Below are 20,535 nucleotides of genomic sequence, written 5' to 3' on the forward strand. Positions count from 1 at the left end.
GGAACGCGGCTATTCCACGACCCGCCCGCTGCCGAACACGCCCTGTTCGACCACGAAACGGCGGCAGTGATCGATGAAGGCCTGCACGGTCTGTGTGCGGTGCTCGGCATTGGGCAAGGCGACTCCCATGGTGAGGGGCCGCAAATCCCCCTCCAGCGGCACGAAGACCAGCGGCTTGCCGTCGGGCGCCAAAGTGTTGAGCGGCCGCATGTTGGCGATGCCATAGCCAAAGCCGTTCGCGACCATCGAACGCATCACCGCGATGTCGCCGGTGCGCTCGGCAATGTTCGGCCTGATGCCGCGCGAATGAAAGGCGGAGAGGAAATATTCGCGGCTATACGGCAGGTCGAGCAGCACCATCGGCTCGACGGCCAGTTCTTCCGTCGTGATCGACGCCTTGCCGGCGAAGCGGTGCCCCTGCGGCAGCATGACATAGGCCGGCACCAGCATCAGCGGTTCGAAGGTCGTGTCCTGCGACAATTCGAGATCGTAGGTTAGCGCCGCGTCGATTTCACCGCGCTGCAGCATTTCGAGCAGTTGGCCCTGGTTGCGCTCGAACTGGCGGAACCGCACCTCGGGATAGGCGCGCTCGAACTTCATGCGCAGTGTCGGCATGACGATCTGCGCGAAGGTCAGCAGGCATCCGACCGCCAGCGGCCCGCGCACCTTCTCGGCGATGTCGCCGGCGATATCGTGTAAGGCATCGGCGTCGGCAAGCAGCCTGGCCGCCTCCTTGAGGAAGACGCGCCCGCCAGCCGTGAGCGACAGGCCATGCGAATGCTTGCGGACAAAAAGCTGGACGCCGAATTCGGCCTCCAGTTGCGCGATCGACGCCGAGATCGAAGGCGGCGAAACATTGACCTGTTCGGCGGCCTTGGTAATGGAGCCGGCTTCGCCGACGGCGACGAAATATTCCAGTTGTCTCAGCGTGAAGCGTAGCGGCATGGATAGCTATGTTGCCGTTTTAGCGACTTCGAGCAAGCGCCCGTACCGTTTCAGTACTTGATCCATGTCGTCTTCAGCGCGGTGTACTTGTCCAGCGCATGCAACGACAGGTCGCGGCCGAAGCCGGATTGTTTGACGCCGCCGAACGGTGTCATCGGGTTCAGCGCATCTACCGTGTTGACGGAAACCGTGCCGGCGCGGAGCCGAGCGGCGACGCGGTGGGCGCGCGACAGACTGTCGGTCCACAGCGATGCCGCCAGCCCGTACGGGCTGTCATTGGCGAGGCGGATAGCCTCCTCTTCATCGTCGAAGGCAATGACCGAAAGCACCGGCCCGAATATCTCATCCCTGGCAATTGGGTCGTCATGAGCGACATTGTCGAAGATGGTGGGTTGTATGAAGCTGCCGCGGCCGTTGACCGTGACGCGATCGCCGCCGGCAACCAGGCACGCGGTCTTCTTGCCGGCCTCGACGAAGCGCATGACGTTGGCGGCGTGGCGAGCATCAACCATGGCGCCCATTTTCGAAGCCGGGTCGAGCGGATCGCCCGGCTGAGTGGCCGCCGCGCGCTCGACCAATTTCTCGACGAAGGCATCCTTGATGGTGCGTTCCACCAACAGGCGCGAATTGGCCGAACACACCTCGCCCTGGTTGAAGAAGATGCCGAACGCCGCCATGTCGGCCGCCGCATCGAGATCGCCGCAGTCGGAAAAGACAAGGTTCGGGCTTTTGCCGCCGGTTTCGAGCCATACCTGTTTCATGTTCGACTGGCCCGAATACTGCAGGAACATCTTGCCGACGGAGGTCGATCCGGTGAAGGCAAGGCAGTCGACATCCATGTGGCGGCCGAGCGCCTGGCCGGCCGTCTCGCCGAGGCCAGGCACGACATTGAGCACGCCGGGGGGCAGTCCCGCCTCCATGGCGAGTTCCGCCAGCCTGAGCGCCGAGAAAGGCGACTGCTCCGCCGGCTTCAGCACCACCGAATTGCCCGCCGCCAGCGCGGGCGCGCATTTCCAGGTCGCCATGTCGAGCGGGAAATTCCATGGCACCACGGCACCGACCACGCCGAGCGGTTCGCGCCGCACCAGCACCAGATCGCTCCCGCCGGTCGGCGCCACTTCGTCGTAGATTTTGTCGATGGCCTCGCCATACCACTGGAAGATCGCCGCGGAACCCGGAACATCGACAGTCGCCGCTTCCATGACCAGCTTGCCCATATCGAGCGACTCGAGCAACGCGAGCTCCTGCAGGTTCTCTCGTACCAGCCAGGCCAGCCGCAGCAGCACCTCTTTGCGGTGCGCGGGGCTGGTGCGCGACCAGACACCGGCCTCGAAACTGCGTCTGGCTGCGGCAACCGCCAGATCGATATCCTCCTCGCCGCATGACGCCACCTCGGCCAGCGTTTCGCCGGTGGCCGGATTGATGCTGGCGAAGGTTCGGCCCGAACGCGCCGCGACCGGCTTGCCGTCGATGAACGCCTTGTCACGAAACCGGATCGCGGACGCCTTGCCGATCCAGTCCTTGTGGCTGAGTTCGCTCAATGCCGTTGCCCCCTGCTGGCTACTCGTCGCCAGGGACGCCGTAGCTCGGCGCGTCGGACGGATTGATGGCGCGGGTGACATAGGCATCGAGCTGCGGCTTGTAGCGGTCCCACAGCGCCGACAATTCCTCGATAGGGTTGCCTTCGCTCCAGTCGCAGCGCAGGTCCGCGACCGGCCAGGCGACCTCGCGCACCAGCTTCATGCCAGCGGAATGGACGGGGCCTGCCTCGCCACCGGCCTTCAGCGCGGCGCGCATGGTCGCGATCAGGCGGTCGCCGAGAGGCCCTTCCGAGGCCAGGAAAGCCTCGACCATGGCTTGCGGCACGCCGCCATGGGCCAGCATGTTGCCGCCGCAGGCGACATTGTCCGCGCGCGCTTCCGCCCAGATGCCAAGCGCCTTCGGCCCGGAATGGATAGCACTGGTGCCAGCGGCATCGACAGCCAGCACCTGCCGGTAGTCGCTCCAGGCCCCGGTGCGCTTCAGTACGGCGACCGCCTCGGCCGCCGAGGCACCGCGTGCCATGAGTTCGAGCCCCCTCGTGCCCAGCGTCGGATCGGTGACGTTCTGGCTGGCGACCGCGCCCACGCCCGCCTGCGCATAGGCGCAGCGCGCCGCCACCGCCGGAGAGGAAGACGAGACCGCAACGCCAAACATGCCCGTGCGGCCGCATCGCGCGACAATGGAGAAGGTCATCGCATCAATCCGGAATTACGGCGGTACCGTCGATCTCGACCAGCCAGTCAGGCCGCGCCAGGGCCTGCACGACGAGGCCGGTCGAAACGGGATGCACGCCTTTGATGTACTCGCCCATGGTGCGGTAGACCGCCTCGCGATGGCGCACGTCGGTGATGTAGACGACCACCTTGACCAGATGCTCCATGGTGCCGCCGCACTCCTCGATGAGCTGCCTGATGTTCTGCATCACCTTGTGCGTCTGCTCGGCCGGATCGTGGCTATCGATATTCTTGGCGGTGTCGAGATCCTGCGGACACTGGCCGCGCAGATAGATCGTTCGGCCGCCGCGCGTGACCACCGCCTGGCACAGATCATTGTCGAGTTTCTGCTCGGGATAGGTGTCCTTGGTATTGAATTTGCGGATTCTCGTATGCGCCATCCTGGTCTCCATCAGATCGGGCTCGTGGCTGTTGTCGGCGTCGATCAAGCGTCCACCGTCTCGCGCCGTGCGGCGGCATGGTAGGCCAGATACTTGCGCTGCGTCGAAATCCGGTCCGCCACATGCTTGGCATCATGCCAGACACCCCAGATGAAACTCGATCCTCTTCGCGACTGCCAGGGCAGGCCGAGAAAGTAGAGTCCAGGCTCGGTCGAGACGCCGCGCTGATGCCTTGGCCGCCCCTTCTCGTCAAAAGCATCGACCTTCAACCAGCTGTAGTCGACGGCAAAGCCGGTCGCCCAGATGATCGCCGCAATTCCGGCTTCGGCCAGATCGAGTTCGCCGATCGGGTTGATCAGGCAGTCGGGATCCGGGTCGATCCGGCGGGCCGCGGGCTCCTCCGGGAGGTCGAGACCGTTGCGCGCGACATAGGCGTCGGCCTCGTCCAGCAGCGACATCAGGTTGGCGTCACCGCGGGCAATGTTCCTCGCCAGATCGGGCGCGAAGGTCATTATGCCGTCCTGATAGGTTTTGGTCATGCCGACCAGGGTGAGCCCCTGCGCGGCCAGTCGGCGGAAATCAATCGTTTCGCCGCCACGCGCGCCGCTCACCGCGATCGTCACATGTTCCGTCCCGGGCCCCGGGGTCTCGAGGTCCCATTTGCCGAGAACGCCAAGCCACCAGCAGAAATCGCGCCCGCGATAGGCCCGCGGCGGGCGGTCGTGCGGGCCGACCGAGAGGTAGACGCGCCGCCCCGAGCGCTGCAGCTCATCGGCGATCTGCACACCTGACGACCCCGCCCCGACCACCAGCAGCGCGCCCTTTGGCAACTGCCCGGGGTTGCGGTAGGCGCTGGAATGAAGCTGCTGAATGCCGGCATCTCCGGGGACAAGGGCGGGGATGACAGGGACCTGGAAAGGTCCGGTCGCCGCGACGATGTTGTTGGCTTCGATCACTCCATCCGACGTCTCGACGCGGAACCCGGGCCGACCGACATTTCTTTGCGCGCGCATGACCTCGACGCCGCAGCGGATCGGGGCGCTGATCTGCCTTGCATAGGCTGCGAAGTAGTCCGCAACCTCCTCCTTGGGGGGAAAACCGTCGGGGCCGGTCACGGGAAATTCCATGCCAGGGAAACGGTCATGCCAGGCCGGTCCATTGGCAACCAGCGAGTCCCATCTTTGCGATCGCCAGCGCTCGGCGATCCGGCCACGTTCGAGAACGAGATGCGGCACCGCGCATTTGCTCAGGTGCTCAGACATAGCCACCCCGGCCTGGCCACCGCCGACGACAAGTGTGTCTATTTTTTCGACCGACATTTCTGCGTCCTTTCCCCCCAAGAGTTTCTGCGGATGCGAGGAGGTCAGATCGCTGGTGTACTGGAGCGGCCGATTAGCGAAAATTACGATTTCACGTGGCAGTGGTTAGCTTGTCCCTAAACGCTGAAGCCTACGACAATATAGCCGCGGCCGCCCTCTCGCCGATCATCATGGATGGCGCATTGGTGTTGCCACCGATCAGGGTCGGCATGATCGAGGCGTCGGCTACGCGCAGATTGTCGAAGCCGCGCACCTTGAGGCCGGCGGGATCGACCACCGCCATCGCGTCGTTGCCCATCTTGGCCGTGCCGACCGGGTGATAGACGGTAAGCGCCTCGGCACGCAGATAGGCGAGGATTTCGCCGTCGGTGACGACATCGGGTCCCGGCAGGATTTTCGGTCCGCGAATACCGGCAAAGACCGGCGCAGCCAGGATCGAGCGGGCCAGCTTGATGCCCTCGACGAGGGTCAGGGCATCCTGCCCGTCGCTGAAGAAGCGGTGATCGATCAGCACGTTGCGGCGGGTGCCGTCGCGCTCGAGCGTGATTTCGCCGACGCTTCCGGGGCGCAGCACGCAGGTGTGCACGGCATAGCCGTGGCCGTATTCGACGAGCCGGCCCCGATGGCTTCGGTAGCCCGGAACAAAGTGGAATTGGACATCGGGAACATCGCCGGCATATTTGGTCTTGGCGAAGCCGCCGGCCTCGACATAGTTGGTCGTCAGCATGCCCTTGCGCCGGACGAAATACTGAAAGGGTGCAGCCATCATCGCCGGCAGATTGGCGAGCGACAGGCCGAGCGTGCTGGCGCTCTTCGATCGCACGGTGATCATGCCGTCGACATGGTCGCGCAGGTTCTTGCCGACGCCGGGCACATTCATCACCGGTTCCATGCCCGCCGCCTTCAGTTCGTCGGCCGGACCGATGCCGGAGGCAAGCAGGATGCGCGGCGAGCCGATCGCGCCGGCGCTGAGGACAATCTCGGCGCGGCATCCCAGCCGCTGGCTCTCCCCATCCTTGATCACATTGACGCCGGTGACGCGCCCGCTTTCGACCGCCAGATCGAGCACCTCGGCGCCCGACAGGACCTGGAGGTTCGAGCGGCCGAGAACCGGGCGGACGAAGGCAGAATAAGCCGAGAAGCGCTCGCCCTTGTCCTGGGTGACGTTGTAGATGCCGAGACCGAGCTGGCCATCGGCGTTGAAGTCGCGGTTTTCGGGCAGGCCGATGTTACGACCCGCCTCCACCCACAGATGGGATACAGCGTTGGGATCACGCGGACTGTCGACCAGCAATTCGCCCTCGAAGCCGTGATAGGCCGGGTCTTGCGACAGACGGTTCCGCTCCAGCGCCTTGAAGACCGGCAGCACGTCGGCATAGGACCAGCCCGCGCAGCCAAGTGCCGCCCACTCATCGTAGTCCTGCGCGGCACCTCTGATATAAACCATCGAATTGATCGAGCTCGACCCGCCGAGAAGCTTGCCGCGGTTGACGGGTATGCGGCGATTGTCGAGTTGCGGCTGTGGCACGCCCTTGTAGCCATAGTCGAAGTTCGGATTGCCGTAGAGCGAGAGAATGCCGGCCGGCACGCGCACCCTTGTTCGGTCATCGCTGCCGCCGGCCTCGACCAGGCAGACGCGGCTGGCGGGATCGGCGCTCAGCCGGTTGGCCAAGACACAACCGGCCGAGCCCGCGCCAATGACGATATAGTCGAAATCCGCGGTTGGGATGCTCATGCCATGCCTGTTTCGTGATCCACCCGAGGACCGCCGACGCCGCCTAATGCTCGTCGTCTTCGTCGTTCTTCAGGAGCTCGAGGATTTCCCGCTTCATGGCGATGAAGTTGGGCTCCATGACCAGGTCCATGCTGCGCGGGCGCGAGAAGCCGACGCGGATTTCCTTCTTGATCTGGCCGGGCCGGCCCGACATGACGAGCACCCGGTCCGCCAGCAGGATCGCCTCGTCAATGTCGTGGGTGACGAAGAGGACCGTTTTCTTGGAATGATCCCAGATCCTCAGGAGAAGCTTCTGCATCGAGTGGCGCGTCTGGCTGTCGAGCGCCCCGAAGGGCTCGTCCATCAGCAGCACCTGCGGATCGTTGGCGAGCGCACGCGCAATCGCCACGCGCTGCTTCATGCCGCCCGACAGTTGCGAGGGATAATGGTTGGCGAATTTCGCCAGGCCAACCTCTTGCAGAAAATGCTCGACGATGGTCCTGCGTTCGGCCGCCGGCATGCCTTGCCGCTTCGGGCCGTATTCGACGTTCTGCGCCACCGTCAGCCAGGGAAACAGCGTATAGGCCTGAAACACCATGCCGCGATCAGGGCCCGGTTCGGTAACCGGCTTGCCGCCGACCGAGATCATCCCGCCGGTACGCTCCTCGAGGCCGGCGATGAGATAGAGCAGGCTCGACTTGCCGCAGCCGGATGGACCGACGATCACGCAGAACTCGTTGGGCACGACATGGAACGAGATGCCGTCCAGCGCCAGCACGGCGTTGTCGCCCTTGCCGTAGCGCAGGACCACATTGTCGATGCCGATGTCGGCGCTCTTCGGTTTCGTCGCGAGTGTCATGGCGTCCATGTCGGCGACCTCCTCAATTGGCCCAGGGAGCGACGAGGCGGCGGATGCCCCGGAACAATTGGTCGGTGCAGAGACCGAGGATGCCGATCAGGGCGATGGCCATGAAAATGACGTCGACCTGGAAGCCGCGCATCGCCTTGAGCGAGATGTAGCCTAGCCCGCTGCGCGCGGCGACGAGTTCGGCGACGACCAGATAGGTCCAGGCCCAGCCCATGGTGACGCGAAGCACGTCGAGCACGTTGGGAAGCGTGGCTGGAAAGACGATGTGGAAGACCGTGTCGCCGCGTTTGGTGCCGAGCGTATAGGCCGCGTTGACAAGGTCGCGCTGAACGCCGCGAGCGCTGTCGGCGATCATCACCAATTGCTGGAAAAAGATGCCGAAGATGATGACGGCCACGCGCTGTTCGATGCCGATGCCGATCCACAGGATGAAAAGCGGCACGAAGGACGTCACCGGCAGATAACGGATGAAATTGACGAGCGGATCGAGCGCGGCCTGGACGATGCGGTAGGTGCCCATCGTCAAGCCGAGCGGCACCGCCACGACGCTCGAAATGACGAAGCCGATCAACACCACCTGGACACTGGCAAGCACGTGCTCCCATAGAGAGCCATCGAGCGCCATGTTGATGGTGGTTATCAAGACCGATTCGGGGCGCGGCAGGAACATTTCCTTGACCGCTCCGGAATAGGTCAAGGCGAACCAGCCGCCGATGACCGCGACCCAGACCAGAACGCTGAGTGAGATGGAGAGCGGGCGCGACACGGCCCGAAAAGGCGTGGTGACAGCTTTCCAGGCGGATCGACCGGGCTGATTTTTATCCACGTTCGTGGTCACGATATGGCTGATGGGAGACGTTGCATTCGGTGCCAGTGTCACAGGGAAACCCTTTGGGCTGGACAGACCGCAGGCGAGAGGTTCGGCCTGCGGTCCGGCGAGCTCACGTTACAAGGCGCAAGGCCTGATCACTTCAGAAGGCCAAGTCGCATCAAAAGGCGAGGTCACTTTGCCAGGAAGGACGTATCGACGAGGTCGTCGTATTTGACATCCATCTTCAGCTTGCCGAAGCCGCCCCAGATGTCGCCGCCAAGCTTGATCAGCTTGCCCGCCTCCCCACCCTCGCCCCCGGCGAAGAATTCAGCATTGCGCGCCTTGCCGTAGAAGTTCACGCCGGCGGCGGAGGAGGCGAAGTCCTTCGGATCCTTCAGCCAGCCGCCGACACCCTTGGCCATCACTTCATAGGCCTTCTCCGGATTTTCCTTGATGAACTCGTTGGCCTTGTAGAGGCCCTTCACCAGCGCCTCGACATCCGCGGGGTTCTTCTTGATATAGTCGCAGTTCAGCGCCACCACATCGACGATCAGTCCGGGTGTCTTCGAGGAATCGATCAGGACCTGACCCTTGTTTTCCTTCTTGGCCAGCGTCAGATGCGGTTCCCAGGTCACGGCGACGGGAATGCGGTCGGCCATGAAGGCGGCGGCGGCATCATCCGCCGTCATGTTGGTGATCTTCACGTCGGACTGGCTCAGGCCGGCCTGCTTCAGCAGGATGTTGAACCAGAACTGCGACACCGAGCCTTCGTTCAGGCCGACCTCCATGCCCTTTAGATCGGCGATGCTCTTGATCCCGCTGGGTGCCAGGACGCCATCGCCGCCATGGCTGTCGTCCAGCGCATAGACCGATTTGAAGCAGAAATCCTTCGAGCGGTACTTCATGATTTCGTCGATGGTCGAAGCGTTACCGTCGAGCTCGCCGGCGGCGACGGCCGCCATGTACATCGATGCTTCCTCGATGATTTCGAGCGAGACATCGAGACCGCCTTCCTTGAAGTAGCCCATGTCGCGCGCAAGGAAGAGCGGGCCGTATCCGACCCAGGTCGTCATGCCCAATTTCAAGCTGCCGGCTTCGGCGTGGAGGCTCACCGAAAGGGCGCTCAGGGCAATGCCGGCCGCAAGCACGGCACGGCGGAACTTCGAGATTATTGTCGTCATCACGTTCCCCTGTCTTTTTTCTGAGGTCAGGCGCTGGCGGCGCCGAAAAACCCGCTTCGGACGGATCGCCGAAGGCTGCCGCCTGAGGTTCTTTATGTTTCTCTTTCAGCCGGCGACGGCAGAAAAGCACGCTGTGTGCGATGCACAAATAATGATTTTCGATAATTCTGCTTAGGCTGGGCCTAACCAGACCGGAGGCCATGGAAGCGTGGACTTGTGCGGTTACCCGACCCTTGTCAATGGATCAAAGTCCAAAGGAGCCGGGCCTCTTCGATTGCCTGGCGTCAGCAATCGTCAGACGCGGGAGTGACAGGTGACGATACGGCCGATCGTGAGATTTCCCGACCTTCGTATACGCTCCGTCGCCGAGCCCATATCGGTCTTTGACGACGAGCTGCGCCGGGTTGCCGACGACCTCACCGAGACAATGCACGCGGCTCCAGGCATCGGCATCACCGCGCCTCATATCGGCATGCTGAAGAGGCTGGTGGTCATCGAAGTGTCGCCGACGATTGGCCCGCGTTGCTACGTCAACCCGACCATCCTTTGGGCATCGGACGAAATGATCCGCCATGTCGAAGGCAGCGTGTCCATGCCTGGTGTCACGGAAGAGATCGAGCGGCATGCGCGCGTCCGTATCGGCTACCAGACACTCGACGGCGACGAAGCCGTCGAGGAAGCCGAGGGGCTGCTCGCTGTCTGCCACCAGCACGAGATCGACCAGCTCGACGGCCTCTTCTGGATCGAGCGGCTCTCCCGCCTGAAGCGGGAGCGACTTGTCAAACGATACCAGAAACAGCAACGGCGCCTTTAGCGCCGAGGTCCTGGGTCGGACGACATCAGCGACCGCCATCTCGATCACTCGTTTTGCGGTTCCCCGAAGGGCCAGAATTCCGGAGCCATTGCGCGGTAAGTTTTTGCTTGTGAACATGCTGGCGGATTGTAGCCTGCCCAAGAGCCGGTCCAATAAAAGGGTGCGCGCGATGATCGACATCCGAATTCCGATGGATGCAGCGTGCCGCTGAAAGCAGCCGCTCATATCGAGGCCATGTCCGCCTTCGCGCTTGCGAACTTCGGTGGCTATGACGGGCCAACCCTTGCCCAGAATGAAAGCGCGTTTCCGCCTAGCCCCAAGGCGATCGCCGCTGGACAGGAGGCGATTGCCCGCAGCCATCTCTATCCCGACCCGGACTGGACGGCACTGCGCGAGGCGATCGCGCACGCCTATGGGATCGAACGAGACCTGATCTTGTGCGGCGCCGGTTCGATGGACCTGATCAGTTGCACCGTCGCGACGTTTGCGGGGCCAGGCGAGGAGGTGCTGGGCACCGCCTATGCCTATAATTTCGTGGCATCCGCAGCCGCGCGTGTCGGTGCGACCTACGTCAAGGCGACAGAGCACGACTTCACTGTTTCGATCGACAGCATCCTGGCTGCCGTCACGCCCGCAACGCGCATCGTATTCGTCTGCAATCCCGGTAATCCGACCGGCACCCGTATCGGCAACAGCGAATTGCTGCGGCTGCGCGCGGCGTTGCGGCCGGACGTGCTCCTGGTGATCGATCAGGCCTACGGCGAATTCGACGACCAAGACCCCGGGCCGATCTTTGCGCTTGCCGGGCGCGACGACACCGTGGTGTTGCGCACCCTCTCCAAGGCCTATGGCCTGGCCGGGGCGCGCGTCGGCTGGGGCGTGTTCGCGCCTTCGGTCGCGGCCGAAGTGCGCAAGATGCAGAATTCGAACCAGGTCACGACGCCAAGCCTGGCAATGGCTGTCGCAGCCGTGGGAGACCAAGCCTATATGCGCGAGACGGTGGCCCGCACAGCCGGAATTCGCGACCGGTTCGTGCGTGATCTGCGGTCTGCCGGGTACGATGTTCCCGAGAGCCGGACGAACTTCGCGCTGATCCGCTTCTCCGGCGCAGCCGCCACGGAGGCGGCCGAGCGAGCCTTGCGCGGCGCCGATCTCATCGTGCGGGGCCTGGGCGGCTACGGCCTCACCGATTGTTTGCGCGCGACCGTCGGCCCGCAAGAGATGATGGATTGGGCGCTGCGCATACTGATCGACATGCGCGGTGAATAGATCCGGCGACCGCCTGTTTCGAGACTGCATCCTTGGGAGATTTGAGAGATGTACCTGCCCGTCCGAGACTTCATCGGCTATGGCGATGAGCCGCCAGCCGCGCTGTGGCCCGGCGGCGCCAAGCTCGCACTCAACATCGTCGTCAACTATGAGGAAGGCGCCGAATACAGTATCGGCGAGGGCGACGGTGTCTCCGAGGCGATCCTGTCGGACCTTGCCGTGTCACCGGCGGTGCCGGGCCTGCGCAATCGCAACATGGAATCGCTCTACGAATACGGCTCACGCGTCGGCGTCTGGCGTCTGGTGTCGCTGTTCAAGGAAAAGAACATCATTCCGACGTTCTACGTCGTCGGCAGGGCGCTGGAACTCAATCCGGCCGCCGGCAAGGCGATCGCGGCGCTCGGCAGCGACATCGTCTGCCATGGCTGGCGCTGGATCGATTACGCGCCGCTGAGCGAGGCCGAGGAACGCGATCACATCGCGATGACCGTGGACACCGTCCAGCGCCTGACCGGCATTCGGCCGCTTGGCTGGTACACCGGCCGGCCCAGCCTCAACACACGGCGGCTGGTGGCGGAACATGGCGGCTTCCTCTACGATTGCGACGACTACAATGACGACCTGCCCTATTTTGTCGACGTCGATGCCAAGCGGCATCTGGTCGTGCCGCACAGCTTCGACAACAATGACAGCCGGTTCTCGCGCGGCTCCGGCCTGGAGACTGGCAGCCAGTTCTTCGAATATGTCAGCGATGGCGTGGACTGGCTGCTGGCCGAAGGCGAGAAGACACCGCGCATGATGACGGTGTCGCTGCACTGCCGGCTGGCCGCCCGGCCGGGCCGCATGATCGGCCTCGCCCGCTTTCTCGACAAGATCAAGGCCAATCCAGACATCTGGATCTGCCGCCGCTCCGACCTCGCCCAGCATTGGCTGGATCGGTTCGGCGGCTGAGGCCGGCGGCATTGTTTTGACGCAGTCCCGGGCGGAAAACCGTTTCACACTTTTCCTGGAATTGGTCCGGCCGCCGGCGATGCCTCTACTTGTTCGGAACCTCGTAGACCTTGCCGTGCCAGGGCGCCGCATCGATCTGGTCGAGCGCCATGACGTAGAGCTCCTTCTCGTCGGGCCCGAAGGCGAAGTTCGGCATGGAGGGCGACGGCACCGAAAGCGTGCGCAGCAGCTTTGCATCCTTGTCGACGACGATGATCTTGCCTGGCGCGTCGAGCGAGCGCGGGCTCTGGCCGATATACATCTCGCCGGCCTTGTCCATCTTGATGCCGTCAGGCCAGATATGCGGTTGGTTCGGGAACAGATCGTCAAGGCGCAGGAAGACGCGACGATTGCTCAAGGTGTGGTCGAGCTGGACGTCGAACTCGATGATCCTGTTATCCTCGGTCTCGACCAGGTAGAGAACTTTTCCGTCGTTCGACATGACGAGGCCATTGGCATTGTGCAGGTCGCCGGCAACCTTCCTCACGCTGCCGTCCTTGCCGATGTAATAGGCCGAGGCGTCGATGAGCGGCCCGCCCTTGCCGGACCCGGTGAAATAGATGCCGCCATCCTTGTCGGGCGCGAAGTCGTTCGGTCCGCTGAACGGATTGCCGTCCGTGTCCTTGTCATAGGCCGGCAGCGTCTTGCCGTCGGCTGAGATACGGCCGATCGAGTTGCTGTCGTAGCAAGTGACAAGAAACTCGCCAGTGGTCGTCGGCAACACCGCTGAAGGGCCACAACCATCCATCTTCCAGAATATTTTGTTCTTCTTGCCGTCCCAGACGGTCACCGTGCCTCGGCCATATTCGACGTAGAAGAGCTTGTCCTGGTACCAGATCGGACCTTCGGCGAACCATGCGTCTTCATTGATGACCTTGACGTCTCCGGCGTGCGCGAAGCATGTCAGGGCCAGGGCAAACATGGTGCCGAGCAGATGCCGTTTGATCATGCGATTCCCCTTTGTTTTCAGGCGGTCGAAATCTTCCTCGTTCGGCTTCGCCGGCGTTTCCGGCCGGCTACGGTTTTCGTCGATTGCTTCGCCCGAATGCCGAGCTTCTACGAGCGCAGCCGCTTGCCCTCGGGGTCGAAGGGCGGATGCGGCAGCAGGATCGCCTCATGCGGCCTTCCGAGTATGGCGACCGAGACCTTGTCGCCGGCCCTGGCGGAACCCGCCTTGACATAACCGAGCGCCAGAGACTGCTCGACGAAGTAGCCGTAGGCGCCTGATGAGACCTGGCCGATCGGCGTGCCGTCGGTGAGGAAGATCGGCTCGCCGCCGGTCGCGTCGGCATCCCTGGCGTCGATCGACAGCATGATGAGCTCATCGCGGGCCGGCTTTTCGGCGATAGCGGCATAGGCATCGCGGTTGAGGAATTCGCCCTTGTCCAGTTTGACAAGGCCATCGAACTTGACCTCCTGCGGCCAATATTCGGGCGAGTATTCGCGGCTCCAGCTGCCGTAACCCTTTTCGACGCGCAGCGACATCAGCGCGCGCGATCCGACCGGTCCGGCGCCCACTTCGTTGCCGGCCTTGAGCAGTGCGCCGTAAAGCGCGACCTGGTCGGTGGCCTTGCAATGCAGTTCCCAGCCAAGGTCGCCGGTGAAGGACACTCTGAGCGCCACCACATCGATGCCCGCGACGGTGATCCGGCGCGACTGCATGAAGGGGAATGCCTCGTTCGACAGATCCTCGTTGGTCAGGCGCTGCAGCAGGTCGCGCGAGCCCGGTCCGGCCACATTGAAGCCGCAGAGGTCCTCGGTGCGCGAGCGGAAGGTCGTACCCTCGGGCAAGGGGACGGCCTTGAAAAACCTTTGGTGGAAGCGCTCGGCCATGCCGGAGCCGATGACCATGAATTCGTCATCCGCGAGCCTGGTCACGGTGAAGTCGCCGGCAATGCCGCCGCGCTTGCCGATCAGCGGCGTCAGGCAGGAGCGGCCGATCTTCTTCGGCATGCGGTTGGCGAACAGTGCGTTGAGCCAGGCCTCGGCACCTGTGCCCTTGACCTCGTATTTGGCGAAATTGGAGATGTCGATGATGCCGGCGCGTTCGCGCAGCATGCGTGCCTCGCGGCCCACCGGCCCCCACCAGTTCTGGCGCGTGAAGCCGATCGTCTCCTCTCGCGGCTCGCCCTCGGCAGCGAACCACAGTGGGTGCTCCCAGCCGAAATTGAGGCCGAAAACGGCGCCGATCCGCTTCTGCATTTCATAGGCAGGCCTGGTCCGCACCGGCCGGCCGGCGGCGCGTTCCTCGTTGGGGAAATGGATCTTGAAGCGATGGCTGTACTGGTCGTGGACGCGAGCCTTGGTGAAGGCCTTGCCGGCCCAGTGGCCGAAGCGCGCCATGTCCCAGGCAAACATGTCGAGCGAAGGCTCGCCCTCGATCATCCACTCGGCCGCCAGCTTGCCCATGCCGCCTGACTGCGAGAAACCGGGAATGATGCCATTGCAACAGAAGTAATTGCTGAGTTCGGGCACCGGCCCGAACAGCACCGCGCTGTCCGGCGACCAGATCATCGGTCCGTTGATCACTTTTTTGACGCCAGCGGTGCCGACGGCAGGGACACGGGCGATCGCGCGCAGCATGTTCTCCTCTATACGATCGAGATCGTCGGGAAACAGTTCGTGGCCAAAGTCCAGCGGCGTGCCGTCCTCGGCCCAGAACTTCATCTTGCGCTCGTAGGCGCCGATGAGCAGGCCGAGCCCTTCCTGGCGCAGATAGTACTCGCCGTCACGATCGGCGACGGAGGGCAAGCGGCGGCCCATGGCGGCGATTTCCGGGATGGTCTCGGTGACGAAATACTGGTGCTCGGTCGGGATCAGCGGCAGTTGCAGGCCAGCCATCGCGGCCACCTCCCTCCCCCACAGGCCGGCGGCGTTGATCACCCATTGCGTATGGATGTCGCCCTTTGGCGTGCGCACGATCCAACTGCCGTCTGCTTGCGCCTCGGTCGCGGTGACCGGCGTGAAGCGATGGATTTCGGCGCCGCGCTGGCGCGCGCCCGCAGCGTAGGCAGCGGTGACGCCGGACGGATCGACGTTGCCGCCTTCCGGCTCGTACATGATGCAGCGTATGCCGTCGAAGTCGACCAGCGGGTGCAGCCGCTCGGCCTCGTCACGCGCGACTTCGTAGAAATTCATCTTGTAACGCCGCGCCTTGGCTTCCTGCAGCCTCAGCTGATGCTCGCGCGCCTCGGTCTGGGCGAGATAGAGGGAGCCCGGCTGGAAGATGCCGCAGCCCTGGCCGGTCTCGGCTTCCAACTCCTTGTAGAGCGCCATGGTGTAGTGCTGGAGGCGGCTGATGTTGGTGGAATCATGCAGGCCGTGAATGTTGGCCGCCGCATGCCAGGTGGAACCGGAGGTCAGTTCGCTACGCTCCAGGAGGACGACATCCGTCCAGCCGAACTTGGCAAGGTGATAGAGGATCGAGCAGCCGATCAGACCACCGCCGATGACGACGGCTTGTGCATGAGTACGCATGTTTCTTCCCTTTGTTCGGCGACTTTATCTTGGCGTTTGATCTGGCTTACGGGTCAATCGCAGCCGCCCGGCGAGTTCAGGGGCGCAACATGCGCCCCTGAGATGTTTGCTGCGGCCGGCCCTAGGCCTTGTCGAGCCAGACCTTGTCCAGCTGCAGTTCGAATGTCTGGTGCATGCCGAGGTTCTTCACATAGGTCGCGTGGTGCCGGTAGAGCGAACGCCAGAACGCCTGGACGAGGATACCGGAGTCCTGCAGAGTGAGCTCGACATCCTTCATCAGTTCCTTGCGCTTGTCGACGTCCGCCACGGCGAGCGCCGCATTGAGCTTCTTGTCGAACTCCGGATTGGCGTAACCCGACTCGTTCCAAGCTTCTCCGCTGCGATAGGCGATCGCCAGTACCTGGACGCCGAGCGGCCGCATGCCCCAGTCGGTGGTCGACCACGGATATTTCGTCCAATCGTTCCAGAACGACGAGCCCGGAATGATGGTGCGCTTGACCTTGAAGCCGGCCTCGCGCATCTGCGCGGCGACGACGTCGGCCGGGTCCTTGACGTAGTCCGCATCGTAGGAGATCAGCTCGAACTCGTGATCCGTCTGGCCGGCCTCGGCCATCAGCGCCTTGGCCTTGGCAATGTCACGCGGCACTTTCGGCAGCGCGTAGTATTCCGGATGAATCGGGCAGACATGGTGGTTCTCCGCGACCTGCCCGAGGCCGCTGTAGCCAAGCTTCAGCACCGTCTCATTGTCGACAGCGAGCTGGATGGCGTTGCGCACGCGTTTGTCGTCATAGGGCTTGTTGGTCACGTTGGTGCGCAGCACGATGGTGCCGGCGGTGACCACCTGCTCCTTGACCAGCCCCATGCTGTCGTAGAGGTCGACGGTGCCGCCAACCGTCTGGTAGTTGCAGTCGATCTCACCGGCCTCGAAGGCGCTGCCGATGGCGGGGTTGGAGGCGTCCGATCCGTAGTCGGTCCAGTCGACGCCATCGAGATAGGGCTCACCGCCGAACCAGGTGAAGTCCTTGCGCCGCCGCACCGAAGCCGACTCGCCGACCTTGTACGAAATCAGCTCATAGGGACCGGTGCCGGGTGTCTTGAGCATGTCGGCGCCGTTCTTGTCGAAGTCGCGATGGACGATGACCGCCGGATAATCGGAAAAGCCCGGAATGATGGTGACGTCGGACTGATGGCATTTCAGCTTCACCGTGTGGTCGTCGACTTTGGTGATAGCGCCGGCTGCGGCTCTCTTGGTGGCGGGATCGATCAGGGAGTTCATGCGCCCGGCCATCGAATTGCCTTCGGCCGCCTTGTCGCACCACCGCTCGATGTTATGGACGATGTCGTCGGCGTTGAACTCGTCGCCGTTCGACCACTTCACGCCCTTGCGCAGATGCAGCGTGTATTCCGTTGCGTCGTCGCTCACCTCCCAGGTCTCGACCAGATGACCCTCGAAGGTGAAGTCGGTGGTGTAACGGATCATGTAGTCGTTGCACTGGCGCATGACGTTGGCGATCTCGGACCAGTCCCAGGAGCGCGGATCCTTCATGTCCTTGATGATCATTTGCATCTTGAGGATGCCGCCCTTCTTGCCGGGCACGATCGTCGTGGCCTTGGCCGGCTCGATACCGGCCATCGAATAGGCGAACGCCGTGGAAGCGCCCATCGCGCTTGCCATGGCCAGGAATTCGCGGCGATCCATCCTGCCGCTTTTGACTTCGGCTGCGTAGCTTTCGATAACCGCCGGGAGGCGATCACCGTTGCTCTTGAACATTGTCATCGTTGTTCTCCGGTTCAGGGCTTTCCGCCCGTTACATTCCCCTTGCGATATCCATGTTAGGGGCGATGCAAAAATCCCGGAAGGGCTCGAACCTTGAAGAACCGCCAAAAACCGGCCCTAAAGACCTAAAAAAACGACGCCATTGGCGTGTCAATTTTTTGAGTGCGGGCTCGCCGATCGCTGTCAGGCGCCGTCTTCGCGCGCCCGTGACAGGATCCATTCGCGCACGATGCGCGCGATGTTGCCTTTCGACAGCTGGCTCTCGGTGAGATAGTAATTCCAGGGGCTTGGCGGCCGAACCGGAAAGGGTTCGACGAGCAGTCCGCGACGCAGATAGGCGTGGGCAAGCGATCGCTGGGTGGCGACCAATCCGGCCCCCATGGCAGCGAGTTCGAGCGCGATGTTGGAGGCGTTCGTCGACAGCCCCTTGTCGTGGTCGTCCATGTCGACGCCGAGCGCGGTGGCAACGACCTGCCAGTATTCCTGGCGGCCGTGCACGAAGATCCAGTCCACCTTGAGGATATCTGCCGGGACCTTCACGGCATGCTCGCCTTCGAGCAGCGAAGGTGCACACAGCAGCAACAGCTCATCGTTCCATAGCGGGATGCCCGCCGGCGGGCGGTCGTCGAAACGCCGCGTCGAAATCGTGATGTCGGCGATCTGTTCGCTGATATCCTCCCAGATCGTGCCGTGCAGCACGATTTCGATCTCGGGATGTTTCTTGCGAAACGCGGCCATGCAGCCGGCCAGCCAGTTCTCCGCCAGGCTCATCGGACAGGAGACGACGACGGTGCGGTTGCGCGAGGAGGTCACGATCGCCTCCGTCGCCTGGTCGATCTGATCGAGGGCCTGGCGCAAGGTCGGCAGGAAGGCCTCCCCCATTTCGGTGAGCTTGAGACTGCGCGGATAGCGGATGAACAATTGCCGTCCGATGTAATGTTCGAGCGCGCGTACATGCGTACTGACCGCGGCCTGCGTGTATCCGAGTTCGTTCGCGGCGGCGGTGAAGGAGAGATGCCGGGCCGAACTCTCGAAGGATCTGATATAGTTCAACGGGGGTGGCGGCTTCATCGCTAACTCCTGCAAGACGTAGGAATAGCTATCCCACAGACGGGCCGGCGTTCAATCGTGCCGGATCGCAAGGCGTCATTTTTTTTGGCCAATGCCGCCGAACTAATTGCGTGAAAGCACGATGAACCCAAATTAATGATGTCGTGACGCAGAGGGGAGTATTGCCAGTGGCTATGCCGTCGCATCGGCGTGAAGGGCCTGACGCGAGTACCAGCGTTGCCGTTCGTCTCACCGATTTCGTGTTACGGCGGCCGGCGGCCGCATTCCCCGCCTCTGTCCTCGAGCAGGCACGCTATCTCCTGCTGGACACAATCGGTATCGCCATTGCCGCGGGTCCAATGGAAGCCGGCCGGATTGCCCGCGACACCGCAACGCTTCTCTACGGCTCGACCGACCCGCGGCATTCGGCACGGATGCTTTTCGACGGCCGCCGCGCCAGCATCGCGGGAGCTGCTTATGCGGCCGCGACACAGATCGACAATCTCGACGGCCATGACGGGTACAGCCCGACCAAGGGCCATATCGGCGTCGCCGTCGTGCCGGCACTGGCAGCGCTTGCCGAGGCACGCCCCGACCTTAGCGGGCCGGAGGCCCTGGCATCCCTGATCGTCGGCTACGAAATTGCCGGCCGGGCGGGCATCGCGCTGCACGCAACCGTATCGGACTACCATACATCGGGCGCCTGGAACGCGCTGGGCGTGGTCGCGGTGGCGGCGCGGTTGCGACGGCTCAACGATAATCAGCTGCGCCAGGCGCTTGGCATTGCCGAGTATCACGGCCCACGCAGCCAGATGATGCGCGAGATCGCGAACCCGACGATGCTGCATGACGGCTCGGGCGTCGGCACGCTGATCGGCCTGTCCGCCGCCGTGCTCGCCGAACGCGGCTTTACCGGTGCGCCGGCGATCACGATCGAGGAGCCCGAAGTCGCCGATCATTGGCAGGATCTCGGCGCCTTCTGGCAGGTGCTGCATCAGTATGTGAAGCCATACCCGATCTGCCGCTGGGCGCATGCCGCGATCGACGCGACGCGCGGGCTCTGCCAGGCGCATAATCTGGAACCCGCCGACATCAGCCACGTCGAAGTGAACAGCTTCCACTACGCCGCAACGCTGTTCGACGGCATGCCGGACACGACCTCCAAGGCGCAGTACAGCCTGCGCTTCGCCGTCGCGACCTTCATCGTCCATGGCCGGATCGGACTGGAGCACATTTCCGGCAGCGGATTGGAAGATGCTGCGGTCGCGGATATGCTGAGCCGCATCACGGTCCTCGAGTCGGAGCGCCACAGCGCCCGTTTTCCGGCGGGCCGCTGGGCCGACGTGGCGATCACGACATCGGATGGGCGGATCCTCGTCTCGGGCGACGTCCATGCGCGCGGCGGACCGGAAGCGCCGCTGACGCAAACCGAGATCGTGGCCAAGTACATGGAGTTCGCCGCGCCGGTGCTCGGACAAGGCCGCGCCGAGGCGATCCGCGACGCGGTGTTGTCGCTCAATGACCGCGACAGCCTCTTCAGCGACCTCTCGGCATTGCTCTACGATCCTCCCCTGATCACCACGATGCTCCAACGCCCAGCGTGGTAGCGGCCGGACGGCGGCAGCGACGGTCAACACACTGCACGGAACCCATCACGCACAGAG

The 20,535-nt window shown here is 63.4% G+C and carries 17 protein-coding genes; 4 read left to right on the forward strand and 13 right to left on the reverse strand.

All coding sequences use genetic code 11. The annotated features are described in order from the left end of the window. Window positions 1–9: 9 nt before the first annotated feature. The 9 genes from A3AU_RS0129040 to A3AU_RS0129080 form a co-directional block, all read right to left on the reverse strand. On the reverse strand, window positions 10–945 hold the full coding sequence (locus A3AU_RS0129040) for a LysR substrate-binding domain-containing protein (protein WP_027056021.1): 936 nt from the start codon (window positions 943–945) through the stop codon (window positions 10–12). Between the two features lie 50 nt (window positions 946–995). Beyond that, window positions 996–2,486, reverse strand: a complete 1,491-nt coding sequence (locus A3AU_RS0129045; protein ID WP_027056022.1) for an aldehyde dehydrogenase — start codon at window positions 2,484–2,486, stop codon at window positions 996–998. A gap of 19 nt (window positions 2,487–2,505) precedes the next feature. Further along, window positions 2,506–3,180 carry a DUF1028 domain-containing protein gene (locus tag A3AU_RS0129050; RefSeq protein ID WP_027056023.1) on the reverse strand — a complete coding sequence of 225 codons (675 nt, stop codon included), beginning with the start codon at window positions 3,178–3,180 and terminating at the stop codon, window positions 2,506–2,508. Between the two features lie 4 nt (window positions 3,181–3,184). Further along, the gene (locus A3AU_RS0129055; RefSeq protein ID WP_027056024.1) at window positions 3,185–3,601 is read right to left on the reverse strand and encodes a RidA family protein; all 417 of its coding nucleotides are present in this window, start codon (window positions 3,599–3,601) and stop codon (window positions 3,185–3,187) included. Window positions 3,602–3,645: 44 nt separating this feature from the next. Then, window positions 3,646–4,920 (reverse strand): flavin-containing monooxygenase, encoded by a 1,275-nt coding sequence (locus tag A3AU_RS0129060; protein WP_032918318.1) that lies wholly within the window; start codon window positions 4,918–4,920, stop codon window positions 3,646–3,648. 130 nt (window positions 4,921–5,050) lie between these two features. Beyond that, window positions 5,051–6,655 carry a GMC family oxidoreductase gene (locus A3AU_RS0129065; protein ID WP_027056026.1) on the reverse strand — a complete coding sequence of 535 codons (1,605 nt, stop codon included), beginning with the start codon at window positions 6,653–6,655 and terminating at the stop codon, window positions 5,051–5,053. Between the two features lie 43 nt (window positions 6,656–6,698). After that, window positions 6,699–7,502, reverse strand: coding sequence for an ABC transporter ATP-binding protein (locus tag A3AU_RS0129070; protein WP_027056027.1), 804 nt, complete (start codon window positions 7,500–7,502; stop codon window positions 6,699–6,701). Window positions 7,503–7,515: 13 nt separating this feature from the next. After that, window positions 7,516–8,328: an ABC transporter permease gene (locus A3AU_RS0129075; protein WP_244277575.1), complete on the reverse strand. Its 813-nt coding sequence runs from the start codon at window positions 8,326–8,328 to the stop codon at window positions 7,516–7,518. A 176-nt stretch (window positions 8,329–8,504) separates the two neighbouring features. Continuing rightward, entirely contained in the window at window positions 8,505–9,494 is a 990-nt protein-coding gene (locus A3AU_RS0129080; protein WP_027056029.1) for an ABC transporter substrate-binding protein, read from the reverse strand. 313 nt (window positions 9,495–9,807) lie between these two features. On the opposite strand from A3AU_RS0129080, the gene A3AU_RS0129085 reads away from it, so the two are divergent. The 3 genes from A3AU_RS0129085 to A3AU_RS0129095 all read left to right on the forward strand — a co-directional run bounded on the left by A3AU_RS0129085 (window position 9,808) and on the right by A3AU_RS0129095 (window position 12,528). Then, a complete protein-coding gene (locus A3AU_RS0129085) occupies window positions 9,808–10,308 on the forward strand; it encodes a peptide deformylase (protein ID WP_027056030.1) in 501 nt (166 codons plus the stop codon). 201 nt (window positions 10,309–10,509) lie between these two features. Beyond that, window positions 10,510–11,577 carry a pyridoxal phosphate-dependent aminotransferase gene (locus A3AU_RS0129090; protein ID WP_027056031.1) on the forward strand — a complete coding sequence of 356 codons (1,068 nt, stop codon included), beginning with the start codon at window positions 10,510–10,512 and terminating at the stop codon, window positions 11,575–11,577. A gap of 48 nt (window positions 11,578–11,625) precedes the next feature. Further along, window positions 11,626–12,528 carry an allantoinase PuuE gene (locus A3AU_RS0129095; RefSeq protein WP_027056032.1) on the forward strand — a complete coding sequence of 301 codons (903 nt, stop codon included), beginning with the start codon at window positions 11,626–11,628 and terminating at the stop codon, window positions 12,526–12,528. 85 nt (window positions 12,529–12,613) lie between these two features. Here A3AU_RS0129095 and A3AU_RS0129100 read toward each other — a convergent pair whose 3' ends face one another. The 4 genes from A3AU_RS0129100 to A3AU_RS0129115 form a co-directional block, all read right to left on the reverse strand. After that, window positions 12,614–13,516: an SMP-30/gluconolactonase/LRE family protein gene (locus A3AU_RS0129100; RefSeq protein WP_027056033.1), complete on the reverse strand. Its 903-nt coding sequence runs from the start codon at window positions 13,514–13,516 to the stop codon at window positions 12,614–12,616. A gap of 107 nt (window positions 13,517–13,623) precedes the next feature. Then, on the reverse strand, window positions 13,624–16,044 hold the full coding sequence (locus A3AU_RS0129105; RefSeq protein ID WP_027056034.1) for a GcvT family protein: 2,421 nt from the start codon (window positions 16,042–16,044) through the stop codon (window positions 13,624–13,626). A 121-nt stretch (window positions 16,045–16,165) separates the two neighbouring features. Beyond that, on the reverse strand, window positions 16,166–17,821 hold the full coding sequence (locus A3AU_RS0129110; RefSeq protein ID WP_027056035.1) for an ABC transporter substrate-binding protein: 1,656 nt from the start codon (window positions 17,819–17,821) through the stop codon (window positions 16,166–16,168). A 183-nt stretch (window positions 17,822–18,004) separates the two neighbouring features. Beyond that, window positions 18,005–18,892 (reverse strand): LysR substrate-binding domain-containing protein, encoded by an 888-nt coding sequence (locus A3AU_RS0129115; RefSeq protein WP_027056036.1) that lies wholly within the window; start codon window positions 18,890–18,892, stop codon window positions 18,005–18,007. A 173-nt stretch (window positions 18,893–19,065) separates the two neighbouring features. Here A3AU_RS0129115 and A3AU_RS0129120 point away from each other — a divergent pair, with 173 nt between their 5' ends. Next, complete coding sequence (locus tag A3AU_RS0129120) at window positions 19,066–20,478, forward strand: MmgE/PrpD family protein (RefSeq protein WP_027056037.1); 1,413 nt, start codon at window positions 19,066–19,068, stop codon at window positions 20,476–20,478. Window positions 20,479–20,535: the final 57 nt, after the last annotated feature.

It is taken from the genome of Mesorhizobium erdmanii USDA 3471, from assembly GCF_000472705.1.
GTDB classification, from domain to species: domain Bacteria; phylum Pseudomonadota; class Alphaproteobacteria; order Rhizobiales; family Rhizobiaceae; genus Mesorhizobium; species Mesorhizobium erdmanii.

Bases quoted from the DNA above. Each gene is read 5' to 3' on its own strand.
- A3AU_RS0129040 (WP_027056021.1), bottom strand. From the start codon at position 945: ATGCCGCTACGCTTCACGCTGAGACAACTGGAATATTTCGTCGCCGTC.
- A3AU_RS0129050 (WP_027056023.1), bottom strand. From the start codon at position 3,180: ATGACCTTCTCCATTGTCGCGCGATGCGGCCGCACGGGCATGTTTGGC.
- A3AU_RS0129055 (WP_027056024.1), bottom strand. From the start codon at position 3,601: ATGGCGCATACGAGAATCCGCAAATTCAATACCAAGGACACCTATCCC.
- A3AU_RS0129060 (WP_032918318.1), bottom strand. From the start codon at position 4,920: ATGTCGGTCGAAAAAATAGACACACTTGTCGTCGGCGGTGGCCAGGCC.
- A3AU_RS0129065 (WP_027056026.1), bottom strand. From the start codon at position 6,655: ATGAGCATCCCAACCGCGGATTTCGACTATATCGTCATTGGCGCGGGC.
- A3AU_RS0129070 (WP_027056027.1), bottom strand. From the start codon at position 7,502: ATGGACGCCATGACACTCGCGACGAAACCGAAGAGCGCCGACATCGGC.
- A3AU_RS0129080 (WP_027056029.1), bottom strand. From the start codon at position 9,494: ATGACGACAATAATCTCGAAGTTCCGCCGTGCCGTGCTTGCGGCCGGC.
- A3AU_RS0129095 (WP_027056032.1), top strand. From the start codon at position 11,626: ATGTACCTGCCCGTCCGAGACTTCATCGGCTATGGCGATGAGCCGCCA.
- A3AU_RS0129100 (WP_027056033.1), bottom strand. From the start codon at position 13,516: ATGATCAAACGGCATCTGCTCGGCACCATGTTTGCCCTGGCCCTGACA.
- A3AU_RS0129105 (WP_027056034.1), bottom strand. From the start codon at position 16,044: ATGCGTACTCATGCACAAGCCGTCGTCATCGGCGGTGGTCTGATCGGC.
- A3AU_RS0129110 (WP_027056035.1), bottom strand. From the start codon at position 17,821: ATGACAATGTTCAAGAGCAACGGTGATCGCCTCCCGGCGGTTATCGAA.
- A3AU_RS0129115 (WP_027056036.1), bottom strand. From the start codon at position 18,892: ATGAAGCCGCCACCCCCGTTGAACTATATCAGATCCTTCGAGAGTTCG.
- A3AU_RS0129120 (WP_027056037.1), top strand. From the start codon at position 19,066: ATGCCGTCGCATCGGCGTGAAGGGCCTGACGCGAGTACCAGCGTTGCC.